22 protein-coding genes and 1 pseudogene are annotated in these 20,832 nt (G+C 66.4%); 14 read left to right on the top strand and 9 right to left on the bottom strand.

Annotated features, from left to right (window positions below):
- Nucleotides 1–1,403: 1,403 nt before the first annotated feature.
- The gene (locus OG587_RS30835; protein ID WP_329081323.1) at nucleotides 1,404–2,072 is read right to left on the bottom strand and encodes a DUF998 domain-containing protein; all 669 of its coding nucleotides are present in this window, start codon (nucleotides 2,070–2,072) and stop codon (nucleotides 1,404–1,406) included.
- Nucleotides 2,073–2,146: 74 nt separating this feature from the next.
- Here OG587_RS30835 and OG587_RS30830 point away from each other — a divergent pair, with 74 nt between their 5' ends.
- The 7 genes and pseudogenes from OG587_RS30830 (at nucleotide 2,147) to OG587_RS30800 (ending at nucleotide 8,386) form a co-directional block, all read left to right on the top strand.
- On the top strand, nucleotides 2,147–2,350 hold the full coding sequence (locus OG587_RS30830) for a helix-turn-helix domain-containing protein (RefSeq protein WP_329081321.1): 204 nt from the start codon (nucleotides 2,147–2,149) through the stop codon (nucleotides 2,348–2,350).
- 6 nt (nucleotides 2,351–2,356) lie between these two features.
- A complete protein-coding gene (locus OG587_RS30825; protein WP_329081319.1) occupies nucleotides 2,357–2,815 on the top strand; it encodes a Clp protease N-terminal domain-containing protein in 459 nt (152 codons plus the stop codon).
- Between the two features lie 291 nt (nucleotides 2,816–3,106).
- A complete protein-coding gene (locus OG587_RS30820; RefSeq protein ID WP_329081316.1) occupies nucleotides 3,107–3,385 on the top strand; it encodes a hypothetical protein in 279 nt (92 codons plus the stop codon).
- The gene (locus OG587_RS30815; RefSeq protein ID WP_329081314.1) at nucleotides 3,382–4,110 is read left to right on the top strand and encodes a hypothetical protein; all 729 of its coding nucleotides are present in this window, start codon (nucleotides 3,382–3,384) and stop codon (nucleotides 4,108–4,110) included. Before OG587_RS30820 ends, OG587_RS30815 begins: the two co-directional genes overlap by 4 nt.
- 1,002 nt (nucleotides 4,111–5,112) lie before the next feature.
- Nucleotides 5,113–7,065, top strand: a complete 1,953-nt coding sequence (locus OG587_RS30810) for a DUF4158 domain-containing protein (RefSeq protein ID WP_329094057.1) — start codon at nucleotides 5,113–5,115, stop codon at nucleotides 7,063–7,065.
- Nucleotides 6,960–8,023, top strand: a pseudogene (locus OG587_RS30805) (transposase). Before OG587_RS30810 ends, OG587_RS30805 begins: the two are co-directional and overlap by 106 nt.
- A gap of 21 nt (nucleotides 8,024–8,044) precedes the next feature.
- A complete protein-coding gene (locus OG587_RS30800) occupies nucleotides 8,045–8,386 on the top strand; it encodes a hypothetical protein (RefSeq protein WP_329081312.1) in 342 nt (113 codons plus the stop codon).
- Between the two features lie 213 nt (nucleotides 8,387–8,599).
- Here OG587_RS30800 and OG587_RS30795 read toward each other — a convergent pair whose 3' ends face one another.
- Both OG587_RS30795 and OG587_RS30790 read right to left on the bottom strand, forming a co-directional pair.
- Entirely contained in the window at nucleotides 8,600–9,427 is an 828-nt protein-coding gene (locus OG587_RS30795; RefSeq protein ID WP_329081310.1) for a MerR family transcriptional regulator, read from the bottom strand.
- Nucleotides 9,428–9,455: 28 nt separating this feature from the next.
- Nucleotides 9,456–10,277: an alpha/beta fold hydrolase gene (locus OG587_RS30790; protein ID WP_329081308.1), complete on the bottom strand. Its 822-nt coding sequence runs from the start codon at nucleotides 10,275–10,277 to the stop codon at nucleotides 9,456–9,458.
- 458 nt (nucleotides 10,278–10,735) lie between these two features.
- Here OG587_RS30790 and OG587_RS30785 point away from each other — a divergent pair, with 458 nt between their 5' ends.
- From OG587_RS30785 to OG587_RS30775, 3 genes are read left to right on the top strand one after another with little or no spacing between them, the layout of a single operon-like run.
- Entirely contained in the window at nucleotides 10,736–10,960 is a 225-nt protein-coding gene (locus OG587_RS30785) for a hypothetical protein (RefSeq protein WP_329081306.1), read from the top strand.
- A 28-nt stretch (nucleotides 10,961–10,988) separates the two neighbouring features.
- On the top strand, nucleotides 10,989–11,381 hold the full coding sequence (locus tag OG587_RS30780; protein WP_329081304.1) for a recombinase family protein: 393 nt from the start codon (nucleotides 10,989–10,991) through the stop codon (nucleotides 11,379–11,381).
- Entirely contained in the window at nucleotides 11,353–11,583 is a 231-nt protein-coding gene (locus OG587_RS30775) for a helix-turn-helix domain-containing protein (RefSeq protein ID WP_329081303.1), read from the top strand. The genes OG587_RS30780 and OG587_RS30775 overlap by 29 nt, the downstream gene beginning before the upstream one ends.
- Before the next feature lie 506 nt (nucleotides 11,584–12,089).
- On the opposite strand, the gene OG587_RS30770 is transcribed toward OG587_RS30775, so the two are convergent.
- The 3 genes from OG587_RS30770 to OG587_RS30760 form a co-directional block, all read right to left on the bottom strand.
- Nucleotides 12,090–12,764, bottom strand: coding sequence for a hypothetical protein (locus OG587_RS30770; RefSeq protein WP_329081301.1), 675 nt, complete (start codon nucleotides 12,762–12,764; stop codon nucleotides 12,090–12,092).
- 17 nt (nucleotides 12,765–12,781) lie between these two features.
- Complete coding sequence (locus OG587_RS30765) at nucleotides 12,782–13,726, bottom strand: hypothetical protein (protein WP_329081300.1); 945 nt, start codon at nucleotides 13,724–13,726, stop codon at nucleotides 12,782–12,784.
- Nucleotides 13,727–13,957: 231 nt separating this feature from the next.
- Entirely contained in the window at nucleotides 13,958–15,826 is a 1,869-nt protein-coding gene (locus OG587_RS30760) for a hypothetical protein (RefSeq protein ID WP_329081299.1), read from the bottom strand.
- Between the two features lie 312 nt (nucleotides 15,827–16,138).
- Between OG587_RS30760 and OG587_RS30755 the strand changes: the two genes are divergently transcribed.
- From OG587_RS30755 to OG587_RS30745, 3 genes are read left to right on the top strand one after another with little or no spacing between them, the layout of a single operon-like run.
- Nucleotides 16,139–16,783 carry a hypothetical protein gene (locus tag OG587_RS30755; RefSeq protein ID WP_329081298.1) on the top strand — a complete coding sequence of 215 codons (645 nt, stop codon included), beginning with the start codon at nucleotides 16,139–16,141 and terminating at the stop codon, nucleotides 16,781–16,783.
- Nucleotides 16,780–17,109 (top strand): hypothetical protein, encoded by a 330-nt coding sequence (locus tag OG587_RS30750; RefSeq protein WP_329081297.1) that lies wholly within the window; start codon nucleotides 16,780–16,782, stop codon nucleotides 17,107–17,109. Before OG587_RS30755 ends, OG587_RS30750 begins: the two co-directional genes overlap by 4 nt.
- Before the next feature lie 34 nt (nucleotides 17,110–17,143).
- On the top strand, nucleotides 17,144–17,290 hold the full coding sequence (locus tag OG587_RS30745) for a hypothetical protein (RefSeq protein WP_329081295.1): 147 nt from the start codon (nucleotides 17,144–17,146) through the stop codon (nucleotides 17,288–17,290).
- Nucleotides 17,291–17,597: 307 nt separating this feature from the next.
- Here the strand turns inward: OG587_RS30745 and OG587_RS30740 are convergent, their stop codons facing one another.
- On the bottom strand, nucleotides 17,598–18,020 hold the full coding sequence (locus OG587_RS30740) for a hypothetical protein (protein ID WP_329081293.1): 423 nt from the start codon (nucleotides 18,018–18,020) through the stop codon (nucleotides 17,598–17,600).
- Between the two features lie 410 nt (nucleotides 18,021–18,430).
- Between OG587_RS30740 and OG587_RS30735 the strand changes: the two genes are divergently transcribed.
- Complete coding sequence (locus tag OG587_RS30735; RefSeq protein WP_329081290.1) at nucleotides 18,431–18,682, top strand: hypothetical protein; 252 nt, start codon at nucleotides 18,431–18,433, stop codon at nucleotides 18,680–18,682.
- 1,269 nt (nucleotides 18,683–19,951) lie between these two features.
- Here OG587_RS30735 and OG587_RS30730 read toward each other — a convergent pair.
- Together OG587_RS30730 and OG587_RS30725 are read right to left on the bottom strand one after the other, a co-directional pair.
- The gene (locus OG587_RS30730; protein WP_329081288.1) at nucleotides 19,952–20,656 is read right to left on the bottom strand and encodes a cytochrome c biogenesis CcdA family protein; all 705 of its coding nucleotides are present in this window, start codon (nucleotides 20,654–20,656) and stop codon (nucleotides 19,952–19,954) included.
- Between the two features lie 39 nt (nucleotides 20,657–20,695).
- Complete coding sequence (locus tag OG587_RS30725; protein WP_329081286.1) at nucleotides 20,696–20,821, bottom strand: hypothetical protein; 126 nt, start codon at nucleotides 20,819–20,821, stop codon at nucleotides 20,696–20,698.
- Between the last annotated feature and the right edge of the window lie 11 nt (nucleotides 20,822–20,832).

The raw sequence follows: 20,832 nt of genomic DNA, 5'->3' as shown, positions 1-20,832 counted from the left end.
CGTCCGTGACCTGGGCGGGGAGCCTGGCCAGGGGAGCGCGCCGCGCGCTCCTGCGCGCGGGGGTGAATCACCCGGTGGAGGCGGTCAGCCGAAGACCTCGGTGACCTGGACCTTGACCCGAGCGAGTGCGGACCCCCAAAGTCCCCTGAAGAGGGCCCGCACCCTCCGTGGACGCAGCCTGAGCGAGTTCGGCCGGCGCTGGCACGGGTCGCGTTGACGAGGACGGATCGTCAGGGGGGCCGTGTTCGGCAGATGTCACGCAGAGCGCGGACTGCCCTTTGGCGCAGGGCGTCCGCGCTCTCCGGTCATCCCTTGTCCGCAATGATGAATGCGTCGCGTGCTTTCACGCACATTCCGTCACGGTCGGGCAGTGTTCGTGACACATCGGTTAGGCGAGGCCGTTGTTGGCAGCCCCGAATTCTCTTGGTTGCCAGTGACAGTCCGGGTTCCGGGGCTCGCCGGGCACTCTTGGTTCATCGCAGATGTCCACGGGTGGGTTCGGTCCGGGGTAGCCGGAGCCGGTACCCGTCCCACCGCCCGTCCCACTGTCGGGGCTCCCGCCACCGGGGGGCGTCGGCGGCTGCGGCGCACTGCCACCGCCGCCGCCGCCACCACCGCCGCCGGTGGGGGTGGTGGCGTCGGCGGCTGCGGCGCACTGCCACCGCCGCCGCCGCCACCACCGCCGCCGGTGGGGGTGCCGCCGCCTCCGCCGCCGCCATCCTGCTCCTCGCACACAAAAAAGTCGCAGTTCGGTGGCATGGCCGCGGCGGGACCCGTGCTGATCAAGCTCGCGGCGCCGACCGAGAAGAACGCGGCCATGACCAGTACGGCCTTGCGCTTCTTGTTCATACGGTCATCTCCTTTCGTTGTCAGACACACGAAAGACATCTCCGGTTACCCTTGGGGCCGTTCTTGAAACGGCTGGGCTGTAGTTGACGGGATCCCGTCTGATCATCGCGATCAGGCGGGATCTTGTTGTTTCAGAATGACGTCGTCTCGGCGGTGGCGGTCGGACAGGTGAACGGTCGGCCGATCGCCGTCACCGGTGGTAACAGCGTGGATGACGGCACTGTGCGGGTGTGGGACCTGGTCACGCGCCAACCCATCGGCGAACCGATGAGCGGACATCCCCACGGTGTTCTGGCGGCGGCGGTCGGGGAGGTGAACGCTCGACCAGTCGCCGTCACCGGCGGCTATGACGGCACGAGGTGTCCGTCCTATGGGGGAAGCTCATCCCGGATGTCGCCGCTGGCGCGTCGCCGAAGGTGGGCGAAGAGCAGGAAGTGCCGGTGGCGGAGCATCGGGGGCGGCCGCGCACATAACGGCTGCCACCTGTTCCTCAACCCCGATGTCGGTCGGCGTCATCTCCGGTTCGTCCAGCCCGGTGTCCGTTGCGCGATCGGCTAACGGATGCGGGCGCTCGGCCTTGGTCGTTCACCGTTGCCATATATGTCCTGGGCCAGCAGGGTCAGCCATGACCAGGCTGCGACGATCATGATTCGCTGGAACAGGCCGCCGAAGGTCACGAGGTTCGGCGATTGGGCGAAGGCCGCGTTTGAGAGTCCGAGGGCGACGAGGACGATGACGGCGGTCGCGGTCGAGTACAGTGCCCAGCCCTGCCGGTTGTCGGCGGCGAACCGGCGGGCGAACACGATGCAGGCCCCCAGGAATGCGACGAAGGCGACCAGTGACACGGCGTCGTGCAGGGCCGCCTGGGTGCTGCCGTAGGCAGGCAGCAGATCCGGGCTGCCAGCCGGGTATCCGCTCACCGGGTCCGTGGTGAACAGGCCGGCGCCGACGAGGCCGAGTGCCCATACGCCGACGAGTAATGGGCCCCATAGCCTGCCGGGCCCTGGGCGCAGATTCCGTCGGAGCCCGACGGCGAAGACGGTGGTCAACGCGCCGGCGACGAGGAATGTGGCGCTCTGCACCCAGCCATGGTCGCCGAGGGCGAGGGAACTGACCGGATGGCGCAGCGGATCGTAGTCGTTCCGAACGGCGCCCTGAATCAGGAAGCTGAGTACGAACAGCGGACCGGCGGTGATGCCGCAGATGAACGTGGCCTTGGACATTGGACCCTCCTCAAGCATTTGAGGCCTGTCAGTTTGGGTTGACAAGCGTCACTTGTCAACCCAAACTGACAGGCATGGAGGAGCCCGAATTGGTCGCCCGGCTGCGGTCGCACGACCCGGCGGTGGGGCTGCGCGCCGTCGGTGCCCTGCACCGGCTCGCGGAGCAGGTCGAGGCCGCCGCAGTGGCCCGCGCTCGAGCCGAAGGCTGGTCCTGGGAGCAGATCGGCGACGCGCTCGGCGTCTCGCGCCAGTCCGCCCACGCCAAGCACGGGAGGTGAGTTGCGATGTTCGAACGGTTCACGGCCGGTGCCCGAGCCGCGGTCGTGGCGCACGCACCGGCGGAGGCGCGGCGGCGCGGCGACCGGCGCATTGGCACAGAACATCTACTCCTCGGCGTGCTCCATGAAGCAGAGGCGGCACAGGCACTCGGGGCGGACGTCGAATCGGCGCGGTCCGCGCTCGCTGTCCTGGATGATGCCGCCCTTGCCGCAGTCGGCGTAGACGCGCATGGCGTCGAGCGGGCCATGATTTCGGCACCGTCGAAACGGATGCCCTTCACCTCCGGTGCGAAGGCCGCGCTGTCCCGGGCTATCGCCGTGGCTAGGCGCAGCCCCGCACGCCGGGTCACCGCGGTCCACCTGCTGGTCGGGCTCCTGGACGGTGATCGCACCGATCCCGCGTCTGACGTGCTGACCGAACTCGGCGTGGACCGGGTGACTGCCCGCGCCCGTCTTGCGCCGTAGCCGATGGCGCGACGAAGTGAGTGCCGTGGGCGTGCACGTTCTCGTGGTGAGCGGGCCATGTGTGCCCCAGGACTTCGACGTCGACGAGCCAGCCGCCGCAGCATCCACCGCCAGGTCACTGCGGAATAAGGAACCCTTACGCCGCTGTCCTGTACTCCAGGATCCTGGGCATCCATTCGGAGCTGGGAAACGATCACCTTCATGCCGGGAAACGATCTTCTTGCCCCCTCCTCCGTCCCAGGCCAGATCCACTCGTGAACACCCCTACCCTTGGAAGCCGGTTGTGAGTCAATGAGAGCCGCTGCCGTTGATCCAGTCCTCGGCGGAGCGGCGCCGGTTGGCCACCTACCCGCCCGGCTCGTCGAAGAGGTAGCCGGCCTGCTGCCCGCCGCGATCGCGCTTGGCGCCGGAGGCCTGCTGTACGGCCTCACCATCACCGCCTTGGCCATCGCGTCGGTGTTCGCCCGCACCCCGGCTCGGCGCCGTGACGCCCGCGCGACCCTCACCCTGCTGCTGCGCCGCCCACCCGCCGCCCCCGCTTCCCCTGCCGCGGCGAAGATAGAGGCATGACGGCATCCGGGCCACGCTCCAGCGTCGAGATTCGTGCCCACCTCGTCGGTGAGCTCAACGCGGCGCTTCGCCGCCCAGGCATGTACGGCGGGGAGATCGCACTGCGGCTGCTGCTTGATCTTTTGGCTTACGCCGAACGCCAGGAGCAGGTCTGGGCCACCGAGCAGCAGAGCATGCGAGCTCGCGGAGCTCTCAACGCGCTCGGGGCGCGAGGAGCGCTCCACACCCTGCTGCCCGGTGAGGAGGAGGGCGCCGTGGCGTCGCTGTACGCCGAGTTCGTCCACGCGCGCGGGTGGTTGCACGCCGACCGGGTACTCAGTGCCACCGAATACGAGGCGATGCATCGACAGCTGAGCGGCTGGGGTGGTAGGGATCGGACGCTCAGCGAGGTGCTGGAGGCCTTCGGTCCGCCTTCGGTGCCTTTCGGTGCCACCAATCCCCGCTACGGCAAAACCCTCGGCTACCTCACCAAGCGGGCCGGCGCGCCGATGGTCTTCTTCCACCTGTGGAACGGCACCGACTCCGCCCCGGGCGCCGGTGCTGAGTCGGCTGGTCCGCTGGTCTACGACGAGCCCGTTCTGCTTGCGATCCGTCACGGAACAGGAGCGCTCAGCGGCACCTTCGCCTTCACCCCGCAGGGGAGAAGGCGCCGCCCGGGTGAGCCGTGCGGGCCGCATGAGCTGGCTGGCCGACCACGCGGAACCCAAGGTGGCGGCGCTGATTAGCACGATCTTCGCCGCAGGCGTGGCCGTGACCCTGCCGCCACGACGGGCAGGAAGAGACGGCCGACACAGGGCACTGGAAGGGGGCGATGACAACCCCACTCCCCAGCTGGGGCAGTTCCTGCTGTTTCAGATCGAGCGCGACGCGCTCGACAGAAGCGTGCCTCTGCCGAGGTTCTTCTCCAATGCGTTGCCCTTGGGGGCACATCGGCTTTCGTCTGGGCACCAAGGGCGGCCGACACCTGACGAACAATCGATCGCACGCCGGCCGCCCACAGGTGGTTCTCCAAGTCGGAGGAGAACATCACCACGATAACCAACACCCCCGCCTGCGGCTGGTGAGCTGCGCCTGACCTGCGTGGCGTTCACGGTGGGCGACACCGGGGAGCGGCGCTGACTCACCGTGCCCGGCTGGGTCGACCAGCCGCTCGCCCCGCTGCCGCCGCTGGAGGACCTGGACGGCACCCCGGGCATCCTGGTCGACGGCCGCCTCCCGGTCCTGGCCAGGACGGGCATAGTCGTCTTGCCCAATAGTGTTCCTGAGCAGAGCCCTCCGTCCATGACCCGAGCCCTGAGCGCCGCCCTGCAGGCTGTTGGCCTGCACATTGAGCGGACCGCCGTTTCGACGTTCGGCCGCCCGGCGGCGCCGCGGCCGAGAGCCCATAGCCGCGCCGCTCGCCCCGGGGTGCCGTCATCGGCGCTGAACAGCCACCTGCTGTCCAGCGCCGGACTCGTAGGGTCGACGACTGTCCAAGTCCTTCCCCGGATATCCGGATCGCGGACAGCCGGAGCGCTGGGCGGCGTCCTCCAGGCCGCACAGCCACCGACAGCCTCTGATACCGGGGATCTTCTCCCGAACGTGACCCCAGCCCCAAAGTAGCTCTGGGGTAGATCACGGTTGCGGTTCGTGATCGTCACGAGTCGGGCATACCGTCCGGTAGCGGTGCTGCGGCCTTCGACTGTGTTCTCGACCTCGGGGATCGTTCGACGAGTGGCGGTGTGCTGATGCGTCGGGAGTGGGAACCGGAAGAGCTGATCGCTGCGTGGACGTTGCTGGATGACGACTGGGAGTTGGTGTCGAACAAGTCGGGCGCGACGCGGCTGGGCTTCGGCCTGATGCTGAAGTTCTTCGAGCTTGAAGCCCGTTTCCCGCGGCATGGCGGGGAGTTCCCCAAGGCCGCGGTGGACTACGTGGCCGGACAGGTGAAGGTCGAGCCGGGCCTGCTGGCCGACTACCAGTGGACGGGCAGCACGATCGAGTACCACCGCTCCCAGATTCGCAAGGCGCTGGGATTTCGCGAGTCGACCCGGGCCGATGAGGACGCGCTGATCGAGTGGCTGGCCAGTGACATCTGTCCGATGGTGCTGACGGATGAGGGGATTCGGGCGGCGATGTTGTCGCGTTGCCGGAACCTGAAGATTGAGCCGCCCGGGCGGACCGAGCGCATCGTGCGCGGCTGCCGGGCCCGGTTCGAGCGGGCGTTCTGTGAGCGGGTGACCGGGTGTCTGTCGGCCGACTCGACCGCCGCGCTGCTGGAGTTGGCCACTGGTGCGGACGGGTTCTTGGCCGAGCTGAAGGCCGACCCGGGTCGGCTGGGACTGGAAACGTTGCTGGAGGAGATCGTCAAGCTGCGGCGTAGCAAGGCGCTGGGGCTGCCGGCGGACTTGTTCGGCGGGTTCTCCGACAAGCTGGTGGCCTCCTGGCGGGCGCGGGCGATGGCTTCACACCCTTCTGATTTCGCCGCCAACCCCGAGCCGGTGCGCCTGACACTGCTGGCCGCGTTGGCCTGGTGCCGCACCGCCGAGATCACCGACGCCCTGGTGAACCTGTTGATCGGCCTGGTCTCGAAGGTCAACACGAAGGCTGAGCGGCGGGTCGAGCAGGCGATGTACGCCGAGGCCAAGAAGGTGCACGGCAAGACCGCCAAGCTGTACTCGATCGCCGAGGCCTCCCTTGCCGCCCCTGACAAGCCGGTGCGGCAGGTGGTCTTCCCCGCCGTCGGCGAGAGCACGCTGCGGGCGCTGGTGGCCGAAGCCAAGGCTGACGCCAAGACCTACCGGGCGCGGGTGCGCACCGTGCTGACCAGCTCATATTCCAGCTACTACCGGCGGATGCTGCCCAAGCTGCTGGCCGCGATCGAGTTCAAGTGCAACAACACCGCCTACCGGCCGGTGATGGACGCCCTGGACCTGCTGGGCCGCTACGCCGACGTGCCGAGCAAAGTCCGCCACTACGACGGCGTCGACAAGGTGCCGATCACCAGCGTGGTCCCCGACGGGTGGCGGGAGGCGGTGGTCGACGGCGACGGGGTGATCGAGCGGGTCTCCTACGAGCTGTGCGTGCTGGTGGCGGTGAAGGACGCGCTGCGCCGCCGGGAGATTTACGTCGAGGGCGCCGCCCGCTGGCGCAACCCCGAAGAGGACCTGCCGGCCGATTTTGAGGACAACCGCGACGTGCACTACGAGAACCTGCGCCAGCCCCTGGACGCAGCCGAGTTCATCGCCACCTTGAAGGAGGCGATGCGCACCTCCATGGCCGACTGCGCGACCGCGGTCACCAAGAAACGCTCAGGCGGCACCAAGGTCAAGACCCACCGCGGTGAGCCGATGTGGCATGTGCCCGACCTGGGCAAACTGAAGACACCTGAAAACCTGCGGGCGCTGCACGCCGCGGTCGCGGCCCGCTGGGGCGTCATCGACCTGCTCGACTTCCTCAAGGAATCCGACTTCGTCACCCAGTTCACCGACGACTTCGCCACCATCGCCACCCGCGAGAACACCCCGCGGGAGGTGATCCGCAAACGCCTGCTGCTGGTGCTCTACGCGCTGGGCACCAACATCGGGATCAAGGGGTGGCCGACGGCGGCAAGCACGGCGAGAGCGAGGCCGCGCTGCGCGCCACCCGCTACCTGTTCGTCAACCGCGACAACCTGCGCAACGCGATCGCGACGCTGGTGAACGCGACTCTGCGGGCGCGTGATGAGGCCTGGTGGGGCGCCGGCACCGCCTGCGCGAGTGATGCCAAGAAGTTCGGGTCCTGGTCCTCCAACCTGATGACGGAGTACCACGTCCGTTACGGAACGGCGTGATGATCTACTGGCACGTCGAACGCAAGTCGGTGTGCGTGTACTCCCAGCTCAAGTCCTGTTCGGCCTCCGAGGTGTCGGCGATGATCGAGGGCGTGCTGCGGCACTGCACGGATGCCACCATCGACCGGCAGTACACCGACACCCACGGCCAGAACCTGGTCGGGTTCGCGTTCAGTCACCTGCTGGGCTTCAAGCTGCTGCCGCGCATGAAGAACGTCTCCCACCAAAAACTCGTCCGCGTCGACACCGAGCAGCCCGTACTCGCGTGCCTGGCTGGCATGGTGAGCGAGCGCACGATCGACTGGGAGCTGATCGCCCAGCAGTACGACCAGATGGTCAAGTACGCCACCGCGCTGAAGCTGCGCACCGGCGAGGCCGAACAGGTACTGCGCCGCTTCACCCGCGGCGGCCCCAAGCACCCCACCTACCGCGCCATCGAGGAGGTCGGCCGGGCGGTCAAGTCGATCTTCATCGCCGACTACATGGCCTCCGAAGGGCTACGCCGAGAGATCCACGAGGGCCTACAGGTGGTGGAGAACTGGAACTCCGCTAACGCAGACCTGTTCTACGGCAAGGCCGGCACCATCGGCGGTACCGACCGGGAGAACCAGGAAGTCTCCATGCTCGCCCTGCACCTGCTGCAATCGGCCCTGGTCTTCGTAAACACCATCCTGGTCCAGTCGCTGCTCAAGGACCCGGCCTGGGCCGACCGGCTCACCGACGCCGACCGGCGCGCACTCAGTCCACTCTTCTGGTCGCACGCCAACCTGTACGGCACCATCCAGATCGATATGGACACCCACCTGGATCTGGACTTGGCCGTCTGAGGTGGCGGGGAAGATCAAACCATGGCTGACTTCCCCCACATCTGGATCGGCGCGTACTCCGAGGTCGTCCGCGCCGATTGCGTGACCTCCTTCTTCGTCTCCGACGGACAGCCCGACAACCGGGCCGGGGAGAGTAACAACAGCGGCGTGCTGTGGGCCCGTGTGATGGGCCACCACGAACCGGTCCGTATCGACGGGTTCACCGGTATAGCCGCGGCTGAGCTGCTGAACGCCATCACCCAGATGATCTGCAAAGCCATCTACCACAGCTCCGATGTGTCCTACGTCTGGTTGAGCACGACCAGCGGTCCGGCGCCGGTCACCAGCGTGCAGATCAACAAGTCGTACTCTCGGGTGGAGTAATCGCAGATAGGGGCGCATTATCTGCGATAGCAGTTCGGGAGACCCCTCTTATGGCGGCGATGCCCGGCTCAACGAGCCTTCCTCGCACGCGTGGCTCTTGGGTTGTGTTTACGCGCTGAGCGGCCACGAGAACATCCGCGACCTGGCCATCTACGTCAACCTCAGCGCCGAAGCCGTCGCCCTCGCCCAGCAGGACTCCGCCCGCCGTCACCGCTAACGCCGGGAACGCCGCACCGCGGTATCTTCCTGCCGTGTTCCGGCCGCACCCCGGGTTGGGTCCACGCGCTCAAGTTTGGTCCAGCCGGTCCAGCCTCGCTCCTTCAGCAGCTCGATCAGTCGGCGGGCGGGCGGCGCGGTGTCGAACGCCAGCGTGTCCATCAGCTTGACGAACGGTGGCTCAACGTCGACATCGCCGACGTAGTCCTCGCCCTGCTCGTCGGCCATCTGCGTGATGTAGGCGGCCAGCTTGTCGGCCAGTTCGACCAGTCGTGGGTCTTCGTCGGTCCGGTCGAGAGCCTGGCCCAGGGTGAGATAGAGATCGATGAGCTGCGGGTCGGCGACCTGTTCCCGCTTGCGTGCCATCCACTCCGGGACTCGCTCGGGTGAGTGCGCGGCCAGCGGGATCCAGCCGTCGCGTTCGACCTGGACGATCCGCTCGTCGACCCCGAGCGCCCGCAGCCGGTCGAGAAACTCGACCACCTCCGGGGGCAGCGCCAGGTTGTCCCCGGCGGAGAGGCGGGCGATCCGCTCGCGGTGCCACTGCCGCTCCCGGATCTCCACCCGCAGACGCTTGTCGATGTCTGCGACCGCCGCGGCGAACTCCTCCTCGCCGGCCTGTAGCAGCTCCCGTACCCGCGCCAGGGGAACCCCGGCCTCGGCGAGGGTCCGGATCCTGATCAACTCGACCATGGCGCCGGCGTCGTACCTGCGATAGCCGGAGTGGTCCCGTTCCGGCTCCGGCAGCAGCCCCTTGGCGTGATAGTGCCTCACCGCGCGTACCGTCACTCCGGCGTACGACGCCAGCTCGCCGATGGTCAGCATCGAACCAGTCTCCTACTGCAGGAGGTGTTTAAGAAGTCGGCCTGGCCGCCGGACCTAGCGCACTTCGGATGATCTGGGTGATTTCCGGGGCGTGGGTGAAGACCAGCCGGTGATCGGCGTCGAGCCAGGACGTGGAGATGTGCGGCTGCTCGCGGACCAGTCGCTCAACACCGGCACGCCAGTTCTGATTGAACCGCGGCGCATGTCCTTCGCCGCTGTCGCCGGCCATCGAAGTCGACATGATCATGCTGATGGGTCGGTCGATCTTCCGGTACCGGTCGAGGATTCCGGACCGGATCATATCGATCTCGACATTCAGGTCGACAATTTCCTGGGCGGTGAGCAACACCTGACGCGCGGTGCCCCGCCCGGCCTCCTGCTGCGTCGCCATGTCCTCCCACATCGCGCGGAACTCCGGCAGATCGGCCTCCGTGAGGAACGGTTCGGGCACCGGGTTCGCCCCGTCGATGAGAACAAGCTCGGCGACGGTGCCAGGATGCTCGGAGGCGTAGTGCACGGCCAGGTCCGCGCCCATCGAGTAGCCGACGAGCACGGGCGCCGCGGGCAGGTCGAGGCGTCCCAGCTCCGCCAGCACGGCGACGAGATCGCTGAGGAACGCCTCGAAGGAGTACCGGTCGGCGGCCGAGGCGAGGCCATGGCCCCTGAGGTCGAAGGTCACCACGTCGTGGTCGCGGCGCAGCAGTTCGGCCAGCTCGTGCAGATCGGCCTGTGTCGAGCTCAATCCAGGGCACAGGACCAGCGGTCGTCCCCGGCCACCGCGAGACACCGGGATCGTGACACCGTCGTGGTGGACCGTGAAGTGCCGCATCGCACTGGTTTTCGTAGTCATGCCAACCATGCTGAGGGGTTGACCCTGCGTCAGGGTCAACCGTCGCGGCGACATGACCTCCGCACACCCGAGGCCGTCGGCCTCTGCCCCTCACAGCGGCCGCGGCCGACTGTCTTGCGAGCGCACCGAGTACGTGTTCAAAGCAGGCCACCAAGGAAGCACGACCACCACAAGCGCGGCTTCGCCCTCCACCAGTTCCGCGCTCATCCCGCTCGGGCAGTGGGGTGAGAAGCACATGGCGGCGATCGAGGCCATCCCGCAGGACTGACAGGGCGCGGACCTGTTCCTCTCAAGCTCGTTTCCCCTCACCCCGTGATCGCGACTGTCAGGCCCCACCTGACAGAAACGGGCCGCGAGTAGCTCCGCCGCAGCGATTTTCTGGATAGAGGTTTCTGGACGGTGTAACGCCTGGTCGCTACGGTGTCCAGAAAGATATACGTTTCCGGACGGGGGACCTCATGACGTTCATCTACGAAGGCGAGCGGCCGAAGGTCTTGCGAGCGCAGGTCGACGGGAAGGACGGATACGTCCGGCTTCCCAATCAGGACGACCCCGAAGGGGCGATCTACTTCTCCTCCTGGCAGGGTGGCCTCACCAGGTGGGTGTCGGAACTGTCCCTCATCATCGGCCAGAGCCCGCAGGACAATCTGCCGCCCCTCGACGAATACCTCCAGGCTCCTTGACCCCCTGCCCACGGCAACACGAGGACCCATGCGCCGCACGATCGCCTACGCGCGGGTGTCTACCCGCGACCAGAACCCCCAGCTCCAGCTCGACGCCCTCGCCGAGGACGGCTACGACGTCCTGGTTCAGGAGAAGATCTCCAGCCGTCTGCGCGGGGACCGACCCGAATTCGCCGCCGCCCTGGCCTCGCTGCGCCCCGGCGACACGTTGAAGTTCTGGAAGTCCGACCGGTGGGGCCGCTCAGCCGCACATGTGTTGACCGTGGTGACCGAGCTGCGCGAGCGCGGCGTCAAGGTCGTGTCCCTGGCCGAGAACTTCGACCTGGACACCAAGGAAGGCCGCTTCATGTTCGCGGTCCTGGCTGCGGCCGCCGAGTACGAACTGGTGGCCCATGGAGCTGCGCGCCGAGCGCCAGGCTGAGGGGATCGCCGCCGCCAAACGCCGCGAAGCCACCGGCGCCATGCTGCCGGGCAAGAAGAAGACCGGCCGGCCACGCGCTATCGGCCCTGCCGAAGTGGCCACGCTGCGCCGCCTGATCGACGACGGCGTCTCGGTCACCGAAGCCGCCCGCACTCTCAAAATCGGCCGCTCCACCGCCTACGAAGCACTCGCGCGATACTGACGAGCAGTTGTCCCGCCCGCATCCCGTTTCTGCCCGTTGGCCCCCAGCAAGATCGTTCTCATCGAGAATGGCTGTGCCGGTTCCTCACCCCCAGCGTCCCTCGCTGACTACACGCGCGTCTCTTCTGAGGCCCTGGCCCGCTGGCAAGAAGGCCGGGATCCGCCTGCCCGACGTCGGTGACTATTACCCAGAGCTACTTTGGGGCTGGGGTCACGTTCGGGAGAAGACCCCCATACCGGCACTGCGCTGGTTGTCCGCCAGCGGCTCTCTCGGAGGCCGTTTTCGTGCCGGCACGACATATGATCATGGACTTCTCATGGCTGACGTTGGGCGCGCGTCGCCGTGCCGCGATTGACCTCGACATCACAGGCCGGAGCGGGGTTCGAGAACTGGGGCGTTCACTGATGGTCATGCCGTCGGGGACCAGCGCGACGGGCTGCGGGTCTCGCTTGCAGCGGCCGTGTGACGTGCGATGGAGAATCCCCGCGCACAGCAATTATCAGGGGTCAACGACGATGAAAAGGACGCCCTTCGTCGTTGAGGGTGAATTTCCGTAGCGAGCCGTCGACCTCCATGCCGACAATCACCTCATAGTCGTAAGGGGAAATTCCGGTCAGTGAATCAATAGCGAGCTGCAGAGTCGTCTCTGTCTCCTTGCCCATGTCGAACACATAACTCTCGTAAAATCCTTCAGGTTTGACTTTCTCGCTAGCCGAGAAAGTCCTGCCGTCGACCCTCGTTGCCGCGGATCCTGGGGAATCCTCTGTACCGGAGTCGTTTTCACAATTCACATGCATTCGCGCAATAGGCGGTCGCTGTGGTGTCAGTTTTTTGTTGCTTTGCACCGCGTAAGCGTTGTGGAGACGAACATGCACGCGATCGTCGGCTGTGATGGTGAGGAGATACTGGAGTGGGACGGAAGGGTTTAGCTCATGTTGCTGCGCCCATGTGAACAGTCTGGCACAGTCGTCGGGAAGCTTTCTTAATGGGTTAGCGTCCCTGAAACGGTTCCATGCCCGTTCGTCCACTGCGATCCAGGATTCCCTCGGAACTTTCTTCCATGCAGAGGCCACCACACGCACCTGGTCAGGCGTGGACGGGGTCGGGCTCGGCGCGGGCGATGCTAGGAGAACCCAGGAGACAGCGAAGGCCAGGACGGCAGACACGGTCATGATCGTCACTCGTGTGATCATTGTGGTCATTCCATCCCGCCCGGGCCGGTGGGTTTCCAGCCTCCTGAGAGTGGATCGAGATCATAGAAGTACCGCGCGGAATAGCTCGCCGCCGGCGCAGTGGTCTGGAACGACCTGTCGCCGTCCCTGACCACGAGAGGTTGCGGTTCTCGCACCCCGTCTACTTCCACGTCCAGATGAATTTCCCATTCACAGTAATGGCGTCGGGTTTGGGCCACGATGTCGAGTGTGACTATCTCGCCCGGCTCCACAGTGAGCTGATGGTCGTCGGTGTAGGGCTTGCCAAGGGTGAGCTCGTCTGTGCGCAGTCGGGCCACGACGTCGTTCGCGTCGAGGTCGAATCCAATATCGATGATGGGACCACCACCCTGGGCGCCAGCCCGTATGAGTGTTCCTTCAAGCGGGGCGAATCGTTTGACCTTGGCTCGGATCTCCGTCACCTGAACGGGTCTGACCCACTGACCGCGCAGCGTCATTCGTATCCGGGAGAATCCGAAAGTCTCCGGGTCCGAGCTCATTGCGAAACGTACCCCGGTGGCATTTTGCGCCCACTTTCCTGGAGCATAGGCATCATCGTCGCTCTGTAGTCGGCGTATCGACTCGGCGGATAACTGGCCAGGAAAAGCCCACCCGAACGCGTCGTCAGGCACCCAGCGGTAAACAGCGGCCGCGGCGATAGGTCCTTTAGCCCGCGCCTCCTTCTCCTGAGCTTCTTGCACGGCCTGCTGCGCTCGAACCTCTTGTTGCGGGGCGAACACGTACGCGAGTCCCCACCCTGCGGCTGCCCCGCCGACAGCCAGGCCAGCGTTCTTGATCAGCTCTCTGCGGCTTCGGCCTCCCGATCCGCTTTCCGCTACCTCATCCCGTGCTGCCTGCGCCGATGTGGTGCTGCTAGTAGCCTTCTGGGGCTTTTTTGCCTTCTTGCGGCGTTTCTTTCCTGATTCAACCACTTTCAATCTCCAGTTGACGACGTTGAACGCAGGAGATACTCCCGTAGCGACAGGGCAAAAGTGGCTTCATCGACGAAATGGCTGAATCTGCGTTTCGGCCCTCACAAAATTAGGTGAATTGTGTTTCTCTATGGGATGTCATGATCCATCGTCTATCGCTCGCCCACCGATTGTCGGGCCGCTGAAGGCGCACCTCGCACACCAGCGGCTTTGAGGTTGGGGCGCGTTCGCTTACGCGGTGCCGGCCTCGGTGGACGCTTCGGCGTCCGTCAGCGCGGATCCGGCGTTGATCACGGCAGGTTCGGCGCGCCGCACCAGCGCAACATCGGAGAATCCCATCCCGAAGAGGGACTTCCCGTCGAACACGCGCATCCACGGCACGTCTTCGGGGCCGGTGCTGTGCTCGAAAATCTCGATCACCTGCACACCGACCCACGTCGGCGCGGGGAAGCCACCGCCGTGGCCGGCCCACAGCACGTCGACATGCGGCTGGTCCCCGAGGAAGTCGTGAGCCTGGCGTACGGCATGCGCCGCATCATCCGAAGGGATCCACCAACCCGCACGCGCCCAGGCCTCGTCGGCTCCCATCGCCGCTGGTCCAGCTTCGTCGTATAGCTGTGCGGCGACCTGGATGCGCGCCGCCTGTCGTAGCTCGTCGATGTTTTCGTTGACCGGGTAGGTCGTCCCCAGCGGCGCGCCGTCTTGAGCTGGTCTGGCGCTGCCGTCCCAGATCACCTTGGCGTCCGGGACGCCGGGGATCTGGCCGAGCACGACGGCGACTTGGGTGGCCCGGTCCACCTCGTGCATGATGCGCGCATCTGACTGCGCCCGCGTGGGGCGGTCGTCGGTGGGCTCGGCGCCGTAGATGCGGTGCGGCTCGTACAGCTCGTCGCGCAGACCGTGGCCCAGCAGCAGCGGGAACAGCAGGTATTCCAGGAGCTCCTTGAGCCCGCCTTCGACGTTGCTCGCCTCACCGGTGACCGCGAACGGCGCGCGGATCTGCGACAAGCCATCGCTGGTGGACTCCACGACATGCACCGGCTTGCGGTGCCGGTCTCGTTCAACGGCCTGAGTGGCAAACGCCACCGCGTAACCGATAGCTGCGGGCCACAGGGCTGGACGCCAGCGCACCTGCGCCTCCCGGCACAACCGCCGGGCCTGCTCGCGCACGGTGGGGTCGTGGCGCTCCAGCGCTTCGGTGATCGCGGCCAGGCTCGCCCCGGCGCCCAGGCGAGCGAAGGCCGGATGGCGCCCCTCGCGGGGCGGCAGCCAGATCCAGGATTGGTCCAGTGGCTGGTCCCACCGGGGCATGACCAGCGGCTGGTCCCCCCGGGGCATGACCAGCGGCCAGCCGCGGCGCCGCTTCAATTCGCGCTCCAACCGGCGACCCAGGTTCGCCCCGCAGGTCAGGGCGAGCACCGCGGCGACCGCGGCCCAGCCAGCCGGCGCCGACGAGTCCTGGTTCAGCAACTGATCGATCTGCACTGCCAGATACGGCAGGTCGGCACGGTAGCGCTGATCACCATCCCAGACACACGCCGGACAAACCGGATCCGCCTGGGCTCTGATGGCCAGCAGATGGTGCTCGGGGTAGCGGTCGCCGCAGATGGCGCACGGCGTCGTCGATTTCGGCTCCGCGGCTTGGACCCGTCGCCGGCGTGCCTCGGCGAGTTCGGCGTCCACGCGCACGGCGATCTCTTTCGGCGTCTCGGCGCCGGCGCGGGCCACTGTCTCCAGATCACCGATGCCAGCCTCGAACGGCACGATCACACTTAGCCACAGGGGCGCGCCCGCCCAGCGAGGGTCGTCGGGGTCGGCGTCATCGGCCTCGGCGTCGACATCATCGACGTCGCGCCCGGCGTCCAGCGACACGGGGCCGCTGTAGGCGTGGTAGCGGCCTTCTTCCAGGGCGAACGAAGAGGCAGGCCACCCCAGCTCCTGTAGGTGGTTCAGGATGGTCTTCAGCCAGGCGTCCGCGCGCAGCGTTGCGCTCGCGGCGGCCGGGTTGGCGAGCCCGTGCAGAACATCGGTGTACGCGCCGCCGTTCGCGGCTTGCAGTCGACGGGCTTTCTGCGCGGCGGTGGACTGGTTCTTGGGCATGATCGGCTCAGGTCCCCGGCGGTCCCCCACGCCGACCGCCGGTTCATCAGGTCCGAATCCGGGCAGCACCAACCTGCGCGGGACTCGAAAGCCCTTAAAACCGGGAAACGGTGTCGGCGAAGGCGTGGGACCTCATCGACGGCCCGGGGGCGCGCGCGGCTTGCCCTGTGCCTATCTTAAAGTTCAGCTCAGGCTGGGCAGCTGGAAACTTGCGAGAGCATACGACCTCATCGTGCGTTCGATGCCGGCCCGGCCCTTTGGGCCCGTAGGTTCGTCACGAACAGCGGCCGCGCCGGAAAGAAGAGCCCCGTCATGATCACAGCGGATGACCAACTGATCAGCGTGGTTGCCGAGCGCACCGGGCTCACCCGCGAGGCACTGTTCGGGCATGTGGTGGGAGCCCGCATTCAGGGGGCATTTTCCTATCCCCTGTCCGACGAGGAGGCCGACGACACCGTACGCGGGATCATCGCGGCCATGACCCGGGTGATCCCTATCGGGCTTCCCGCCGAGGTCGATCCGGCATCGCGGTATGTGTGGCTGCACGAGATGACAGCACACTACGTCTCGGCGGAGACGCGCATGGTCGTCATCCGCGTCGACAGCGCCGGTGAGATGCTGGCCCGGCGATCACCAGGCGAGGGCTACAACCCGCTAACCGACGGCTGGGACCTGGACCCGGAAGACTATGACGACGAACTCGTCCGGGCCGCCCAGCAGTGGACCTGGTGGCAGCGGGTGAAGGCCGCCGGTGTGCGCGAGATCTGGCAGATGCCAGATCCCTACGTCGGAGCAGACAGCGATGTCCCGCTGGATCGGGCCCTGGACGAGCGCAACCGTACCGGCGACGAGGCCGCATACCGGATGGCCCTGAAGCGGATCCGCAACGCGAATTCCGGGACATCGACGCCTGGGCGCATTCCGGCCACGAGGCGCTCGCGCGAGCGGACGCTGTGACCGGCAAATCCCCGATGGCCACGCGTCGGCGTTCCGCCGCGATCACCGAAGCACTGGGGTACTACCAAACCGGGGTCGCCGTTGGCGAGTTGAGCCTTCCACTCCGCTTCACGGGCGTCACGATCTGGTCATCGACTCGTAACCGGCCCTTCCTGCGCGCCCGTCACGGCCTCGCGCTCGCTTGGTGGCGCTTGGGCGACTTCGACAACGCTGGCACGGTCTTGAGGACAACCCTTTTTATTAACCCGGCGGACAATCAAGGGCTGCGGGACATCTTGCCGCTCGTTGAGGCACGTACTCCGTATGAGAAAGCCCCCATCGACTGAGTGTGCTGCCACGGCTCCCAAGCCATGACCGCGCTTGATCGCGCGAGAGGCAGGGGCCCTGCGGGCGGTCCGCGGCAGCTCTGTGCGTGAAGAGCTCCAGCAGAAAGCCCGGCGCCTGCTCCAGCAGGCCCAGCGGCTGCTGGAGCTCACCGACCCCGTGCAGGCCGCCGTCGACGCGTAGACCATCACCCGCCACTGGCTGGCCGAGCCACCGGTTTCGACGTTCTGAGCCGAGCCGCCGCCGGCGTGGGAGCACCGCATCTGGTCCGACTCCGCGGCCGCCGCCGCCCTGGGATGCCGCTACTGCCTGGGCTCCAAGACCGTGGCGCACCTGGACGAGAACACCCGCACGCTGGTGGTGGTGCCCTGTAGGTGCCGAACGTCCGGGGATCTGCCGGCGAGCGCGTAGAGGGTGGAACCGTCTGCGATCGCCACTTCGGTGCTCGCTGTGACGGTCGACGGCGATCGACGCCACGCCAACTCCTTACTCATCCATCGCTGCTGCCTTGTTCGAGGCCAGCCTCGACGGGCCGCAGCATCAAAAGCATGATGGCCAGCACGATGGGCCTGGAGATGATCTCGAACCAGGAGCTGTCGGCATCCCATTGGATGACGGTGGAAAGAGCGATCAGAGCCCATGCGGCGATAAGTATTGGGCGCGCGCTGTAGCCGCGTTTCCAGTCCACTCCGGCCTGCAGCGCCAGCACGACAGGGGAGACGGTCAGCCAGAGCGCCACCAGCCACGCCCAGAACCCCGACTGGTCGAGCCCTTGTGGTGACTTTGCCCACGCCAGCAGGCCGGTGAGCGAGAGCCACACCATCAGCACCGCTCCCAGCACGAGGACTGCCCCCTGAGCGGTCAGCCGCACCCGCCGGAGCCACTTCGACTCGATCGGCGACGTCTCACTCATCGGGGACTCCCCTTCGCGACAAGATGACGGTTGCGATCACCTCCGACATCGAGCTAACCGCATCACGGTCGGTGCCGTCCGGCAAGCGAGGCAACCCTGCGGGTTTACGTCATGGCGGCCGCGCTCCGGGCCCCTTTGCTGTCCCTGACCATGCACTCAGGCCTCAGCAGATAACTGTGATTATTCGTTGAACACCGGCGGCTCCCCTTAATTTTTTGATCTGTCTGAAAAGATCTTGGTTTTGGAGTTCATGTGAACGGTGCGTTCGGCCTCTTACTCCTGAAGGGCTCATCGTCAGCCCACCCCCTCTAGGAGATGACACGCATGGACACGGTCACGGCGGCGGTTAGCATCGCCTCGATCATCCTCGCTCAAACGGGTGCCCTGCTGGGCTTATGGTTGCGCCTGCGTTGGAGAGCGGAACAGGAAAAGGCCCAGGTCCAGACTTCGGCCTTTTCACTCTCATCTGGGATCATCTGCTGGGCACCTTCTCCTATGACCCCCAGCGCCGCTTCACCTCCGAGCAGCTCGGCATGGCCGCGAAACCGAATTACCCTCGCACCTATTTGGCCCAGCTCGCCGAACCCTTCCGATCCTCGGGCATCTGCCACACCGAACCGGCCGGACCGACGAGCACCCGCAAAAAAGACGCGGCAGCCTAGGAAGGGACTCTAATGGTGGCCATGAGGCCAATGGTGGTGGTGACCGCCGGGCCAGGGCTGGTGGTGACCGGGCCAGGGGTTATGGCCACCAGGCCAGGGGTGGTGATGATGGCCGGGCCAGGGCTGGTGACCGCCAGGCCATGAGTGATGATGATGACCGGGCCAAGGGTGATGGTAGTCGCCAGGGGGAGGATCATTCAGAAGTAGAGATACCGAAGCGGCTTCCTGGGGTATCGCGCTTGCCTCGGCGAGCTGAGCCGACATCGTCATGGCGACGACGAAGCTGGAAGCCATCAATGTACTAGCGGCGAAAACGTGCTTGAACATGAAAGATCACTCCGTGTCTGATATTTGAGCCCGGTGTGCTTTCTGGGCCTACAGGGCGCCAATTCAGTTTCCAGGAATATGTCGAATCGACATTACATAAGACGCTACTTCAGAGGTATCTGCACGTTCACCCCAGTAAGACAAAGCCTTGGTCCGGGATCATCGTCGAAAAGAAAGCCGAAAGTCACACAAGAGCAGAGATCATGGGTCCGGCCTCAACGACAAATCTGACCTAAACGCTTATAGGTGGGCAAACAGTGGTCGGGCGGCTCGGCCTCGTATGGCCTCCGCATGTCCTTGTCATTACCGGCATTCCGTGCTTGGCAGCGGTTCAGGCGAATATCTGGTGGACTTGCTGCTGCCGCGCGAGCAGGACGACATGCTGATCAGTCTGGCCCTGGCCGAGCCGATGGTCAGGGATCGGCCACGGCCGTGCGGCGGCTGCAGCACTTCCTGCCCGAATCGGTGTGAACCTCGAGGCGGTCGACGACCCGCAGGTGAGGTTGCTGCCGGCTGCCCCGGCGACCGTGCCGCATTCGGGCAGGAGGCTGATGATCGATGACAACGGCGAGTCGTGCAGACGAACACGCCACTGATCACGCGCCTCACCAGAGGCGGGGCCGACTCGGCAACCCGGCAACCCGCTCGTCACCGTGAGCATGCTGTGGACCGATGAGCGACGGTATATCTGCCGTTGCGTACCCGGCCCTCCACAGCGGCCTGCCGCCTGCCCAACGGCGCCGACGATCTGGCGTTCGCCATCACGGCGCGTCACCGCGCGCCTGGTAGCCGAGGCACTGGATCCGAGATCACCTTTACCGCCGCGGCTGGTGACTGCGCCTACAGCGACAACGACGACGACTACCGGTGCTCGCGATGCTTTTTGTGCCTTCGCTGTGGGCCCGGCCGTCGCTGATCTGGGTAACACCATTCAGCAGGTCGTTACAGGTGACCGCGCCCAGTGTCCACGCGGTGATCCGCCCCCGGCGGTCGATGATCAATGATCAGCATGCCGCCACCGATGCGGGTGATCAGCTGGGAGTGGCGGCGGATGGCTTTGAACGTCCGCAGCGCCCTGCGGTAGGCCAGCCCGGCGGCGACGAACGGCAGGCCCAGGCCGAGCGCGTAGGCGAAGGCCAGCAGCGCGCCACGCCCGGCGCTGCCCTCGTTCAGGCCCAAGGTGAGCACGACGGCGAGCGTGGGGCCGATGCATGGTGTCCAGCCGCGCCCGAACACCATGCCCAGGACCGGCGCTCCCGCCAGCCCGGCCGCAGGCATCCGGTGAATGCGCACATCACGTTGCATGCCGGGCAGTACCCCGAGGAAGGTGAGTCCGAGCGCGACGGTCAAAGCACCGAGTACGCGGGTGATGACCTCGGAGTTGTTCAGGATCACGGCCCCGAGGGTGCCGACCACTGCTCCGGCGGCGACGAACACGACGGCAAAACCCAGCACGAACAGCACACTGCCGGCCAGCAGCCGCCCACGCCGCGGGTCGGCACTCATCCCGGTCACATACGACAGGTAGCCGGGCACCAGCGGCAACACACATGGCGACAGAAAAGACACCAGGCCGGCGGCGATCGCGATGGGCAACGCCAGTATGAGCGAGCCGGTCGCGACGATGGCCGCCAGATCGGCGCTCACGATGCTCCTTGGGTATCTCGCTGCGAGCCCGGCCCGGGGTTACTTCTCATCGCTCACCTTCGTGACCGCGCCCAGTGCTCGCGCGGCGAGTCGGCCCTGGCGGTCGATGGTCAGCGCGGCGGGGGTCGCGGCAGGGGGCGCGGTGGTCTGGAAGGCGAGCGCCACCTTGCCCTGAT

It is taken from the genome of Streptosporangium sp. NBC_01469 (genome assembly GCF_036227305.1).
Taxonomy (GTDB): Bacteria; Actinomycetota; Actinomycetes; order Streptosporangiales; family Streptosporangiaceae; genus Streptosporangium.
Note: the sequence above shows the minus strand (reverse complement) of the source record. Positions and strands in the feature narration are given on the sequence as shown.

Bases quoted from the DNA above. Each gene is read 5' to 3' on its own strand.
- OG587_RS30795 (WP_329081310.1), bottom strand. From the start codon at position 9,427: ATGCTGACCATCGGCGAGCTGGCGTCGTACGCCGGAGTGACGGTACGC.
- OG587_RS30785 (WP_329081306.1), top strand. From the start codon at position 10,736: ATGACGTTCATCTACGAAGGCGAGCGGCCGAAGGTCTTGCGAGCGCAG.
- OG587_RS30825 (WP_329081319.1), top strand. From the start codon at position 2,357: ATGTTCGAACGGTTCACGGCCGGTGCCCGAGCCGCGGTCGTGGCGCAC.
- OG587_RS30800 (WP_329081312.1), top strand. From the start codon at position 8,045: ATGGCTGACTTCCCCCACATCTGGATCGGCGCGTACTCCGAGGTCGTC.
- OG587_RS30775 (WP_329081303.1), top strand. From the start codon at position 11,353: ATGGAGCTGCGCGCCGAGCGCCAGGCTGAGGGGATCGCCGCCGCCAAA.
- OG587_RS30790 (WP_329081308.1), bottom strand. From the start codon at position 10,277: ATGACTACGAAAACCAGTGCGATGCGGCACTTCACGGTCCACCACGAC.
- OG587_RS30810 (WP_329094057.1), top strand. From the start codon at position 5,113: ATGCGTCGGGAGTGGGAACCGGAAGAGCTGATCGCTGCGTGGACGTTG.
- OG587_RS30740 (WP_329081293.1), bottom strand. From the start codon at position 18,020: ATGAGTGAGACGTCGCCGATCGAGTCGAAGTGGCTCCGGCGGGTGCGG.
- OG587_RS30815 (WP_329081314.1), top strand. From the start codon at position 3,382: ATGACGGCATCCGGGCCACGCTCCAGCGTCGAGATTCGTGCCCACCTC.
- OG587_RS30780 (WP_329081304.1), top strand. From the start codon at position 10,989: ATGCGCCGCACGATCGCCTACGCGCGGGTGTCTACCCGCGACCAGAAC.
- OG587_RS30835 (WP_329081323.1), bottom strand. From the start codon at position 2,072: ATGTCCAAGGCCACGTTCATCTGCGGCATCACCGCCGGTCCGCTGTTC.
- OG587_RS30755 (WP_329081298.1), top strand. From the start codon at position 16,139: ATGATCACAGCGGATGACCAACTGATCAGCGTGGTTGCCGAGCGCACC.
- OG587_RS30760 (WP_329081299.1), bottom strand. From the start codon at position 15,826: ATGCCCAAGAACCAGTCCACCGCCGCGCAGAAAGCCCGTCGACTGCAA.
- OG587_RS30830 (WP_329081321.1), top strand. From the start codon at position 2,147: ATGGAGGAGCCCGAATTGGTCGCCCGGCTGCGGTCGCACGACCCGGCG.
- OG587_RS30820 (WP_329081316.1), top strand. From the start codon at position 3,107: ATGAGAGCCGCTGCCGTTGATCCAGTCCTCGGCGGAGCGGCGCCGGTT.